At 73.2% G+C, this 3,304-nt stretch carries 3 protein-coding genes; 2 read left to right on the top strand and 1 reads right to left on the bottom strand.

Going from position 1 to position 3,304, the window contains the following annotated elements; translation table 11 throughout:
- Positions 1-748, bottom strand: a 748-nt coding sequence (locus tag E1200_RS32210; RefSeq protein WP_131956281.1) for a hypothetical protein, incomplete at its 3' end; no start/stop codon positions are given.
- Positions 749-910: 162 nt separating this feature from the next.
- Between E1200_RS32210 and E1200_RS32205 the strand changes: the two genes are divergently transcribed.
- Together E1200_RS32205 and E1200_RS32200 are read left to right on the top strand one after the other, a co-directional pair.
- On the top strand, positions 911-1,732 hold the full coding sequence (locus E1200_RS32205) for an SAM-dependent methyltransferase (RefSeq protein ID WP_131956278.1): 822 nt from the start codon (positions 911-913) through the stop codon (positions 1,730-1,732).
- 231 nt (positions 1,733-1,963) lie between these two features.
- Positions 1,964-3,253, top strand: a complete 1,290-nt coding sequence (locus E1200_RS32200; RefSeq protein WP_207933651.1) for a phosphodiester glycosidase family protein — start codon at positions 1,964-1,966, stop codon at positions 3,251-3,253.
- Positions 3,254-3,304 lie beyond the last annotated feature (51 nt).

Below are 3,304 nucleotides of genomic sequence, written 5' to 3'. Positions count from 1 at the left end.
GGCCGGAGGGGGCGAAGGACGTCTCGGCGGAGAACCCGTCGTGGTGGCCGATCTCGCCGCCGGGCGGGACGGTGAAGCACGGCCAGGCGAGCGGGAAGCCGATGTTGGCCTGCATGCCGTGGACGAAGGTGCCGTCGTCGAGGCGTCCGGACGTCCACAGCCAGGACACTTTCCACCAGTCGCGCTCGCCCCAGCTGTGGTCGCGTTCCCCGTGGGCGTCGATCGCGATGGTCTCGCCGCCGACCGTGACGGTGCCGGAGACGGTGCAGGGGATCTCGTAGCGCGGGAGGTCCTTGTAGGGGTAGACGCCGCTGACGGTGTCCCATCGCAGGTCGAAGGCGAGGTTCGTGGTCTCGGCGGTGGAGAGGTCGCCGTAGGCGGCGGTGGGGTCGTCCACGACGGCCGCGGTTCCGTCGAGGGTGACCAGCGCGGGGCCGAAGGGCTCGGTGATCTCCTGCGTAGCCGTGTAGGTCGCGGCTCGGACGTCGGCCGAGCCGGGGGCGGGGAGCGGTGCGTGGTTGTCGGCGACGATCGTCAGCGGGCGGTCGGGGCCGACCAGCGCCGCCCAGTACCAGGCGCGGTCCCAGTTGGGGTAGAGGCCGAGGCGGACGTATCCGGCGAGGGAGCCGTCCGGCGTGGCGAAGTCGAAGTAGTACGACTCGTTCCAGAGCAGTTCCGGGCCCGGGTCGTGCAGGCCGTCGTCGGCGGGCGCCAGGTCCCAGGTGCCGTGCTGGATGATCTTCGCCATGCTCCTCCGACCAAACCGAATCAGATTCTGGATCGGGATTTTAGCCCCGGCATGCGTCCGCCACCAGGGACATCGACCCCAGAACACGGCATTCAACCAAATGTCAGCACACCAGAAAGTATGATCACCGGCACCCGCGACCCACTCGGCATCGGAGGTTCCATGGCCGGGCAACCGGAGATCGACTCGTCCGTCCCGCATTCCGCGCGCATCTGGAACCACTGGCTGGGCGGCAAGGACAACTACCCCGTCGACCGCGAGGTCGGCGACGAGTTCCTCAGCATCTTCCCAGGTCAGGCGGACATCGCCCGGCACTCGCGGGCCTTCCTCGGCCGCGCCGTCCGGTACCTGGCGGGCGAGGCCGGCGTCCGGCAGTTCCTCGACGTCGGCACCGGGCTGCCGACGGTCGACAACACCCACGAGGTCGCTCAGCGGATCGCACCGGACGCGCGGATCGTGTACGTCGACAACGACCCGCTCGTCTTGACGCACGCCCGGGCGCTGCTCACGTCCACCCCAGAGGGTGCCACCTCCTACATCGACGCCGACATCCGGCAGCCGGACGTGATCCTCGCCAGGGCCGCCGAGACGCTGGACTTCGACCGGCCGGTGGCGCTGCTGCTGCTCGGCATCCTCGGGCACCTCACCGACGAGGACGACCCCGAGGGCGTCCTGGCCCGGCTGACGGCGCCGCTCGCCCCCGGCAGCCACGTGGTGATCAACGACGGCACGAACGTGGTCGGCACGCCGGGCTCGGACGGGCCGGACGAGACCGCCCGCGCCCGCGCGATCGCCCGCTACGTCGAGGCGGGCGGCGTCGCCTACAACCTGCGCTCCCCCGAGCGGATCGCCGGCTTCTTCGACGGCATGGAGCTGCTGGAACCCGGGGTCGTCACCGTGTCGCGGTGGGGCACGGAGCCGTCCCCGTTCGAGGAGCCGCCCGAGGTGGACGCGTTCTGCGGTGTGGCCCGCATCCCGGGGTGAACCGGACCGGCCGACGGCCGGATCTTTCGGGGGTGTTGGCGACCGCATCGCCCGCACTTCACACGCCGCGCGCCATGATCGACCAGTGCCGCGACCGGGTCGCCGAGTCGTTGACTTGCGGCGTGTTGTTGTTATCCGGCCTGCCATAACAACAACACGCCGCAAGTCAACGAAGCCGGTGGGCCGGTGGTTGCCGCACTGCATTCCGTTTCCCCGTGAAGGGAAGTGCGCGTGAGGCGACTGGTCGTGGCTGCGGTGATGGTCGTCGCGGTTGGGGCCGGTGGTGCGGGGCCGGTGCGCGCGGACGGGCAGCGGTGGCCGGGCGTGGACGGCGCCGGGTCGGGTGAGCGGCCGGACGCGCGGGAGTTCGCGCTCGCGCCGTCCCGCGCGGTCGGGCCGCTGCGGTTCACGTCGTCCGAGCGGCTCGCGCCCGGTGTCGTGGCCAGGACGTTCGCGACGACCGGCGTCGGCGGCCCGGTGCGCGGCGACCTGCTGGACGTCGATCTACGCGCCCCCGGTGTGCGCGTCGGCCTGCTGGCCCCGCCGAAGGTGGCCGCGCGGCGGACGGTCTCGGCCATGGCGGACGCACGGGGCGCGCTCGCCGGGGTCAACGGCGACTTCTTCAACATCACCGAGGCCCGGCCGGGGGTCGTGGCGACCGGGTCGTCGTCCGGTCCGGCGGTGGACGCGGGACGTCCGCTCAAGGGGGCGGTGCCGGACGGGCAGCGGTTCGGCCCGGCACTGCCGCCCGGAACGTCCTCCGAAGCCGTCATCGGGATCGGCGCCGACGGGCGCGGCCGCCTGGGAAGGCTCCGCCTGGCCGGGACGATCCGCTCGAAACGCGTCACACTCCCCCTGCGCGGCCTCAACCAGTACGCGCTGCCCGTGGACGGCGCGGGCGCGTTCACCCACGACTGGGGCAGCGTGTCGCGGCGGCGCGCGGTGTGCGGGACGGACACCGCCCGGAACGCCCCATGCAGCACGAACACGGTCGAGGTGACCGTGCGGCGCGGCGTGGTGGCGAAGGTGGGCGGCGAGGTCGGCGCGGGCCCGATCCCGCTGGGCACGACCGTGCTCGTCGGCCGGGAGGAGGCCGCCGACGCGCTACGGCGGCTGCGGCCCGGCGACCGCGTGGCGGTGACTCACCGCCTGACCGGGCCCGTCCGGTTCCGCTTCGCCGTGGGCGGTGTCCCCGTCCTGCGGGACGGCGAGCCGCTGAAAGGGCTGGACCCGCGAGGCCCCGCCCCGCGCACAGCCGCCGGGTTCGGTCGCGGCGGCCACCGCATGTACCTCGTCGTGGCGGACGGACGGTCCGCCGAGAGCGGCGGCCTGACCCTCGCCGAGCTGGCCGACCTGCTGGCCAAGGCCGGAGCGGACGACGCCGTCAACCTCGACGGCGGCGGCTCCTCCACCTTCGTCGCACGCAGCCTCGGCGAGGACGCCGTGACCGTCCGCAACACCCCGTCCGCCGGCGCCCAACGCGCCGTCGCCAACGGCATAGGCGTCTTCCACCGCCCCTGACGCGCTACCTCGGAGGCGGCGGCCCCGGGGGCGGTCCGTGCGGCCAAGCGC

Origin of the sequence: Actinomadura sp. GC306 (assembly GCF_004348665.1) — a bacterium.
In the GTDB taxonomy this organism is placed as follows: domain Bacteria; phylum Actinomycetota; class Actinomycetes; order Streptosporangiales; family Streptosporangiaceae; genus Spirillospora.
This window is presented reverse-complemented; position numbering and strand designations above follow the sequence as displayed.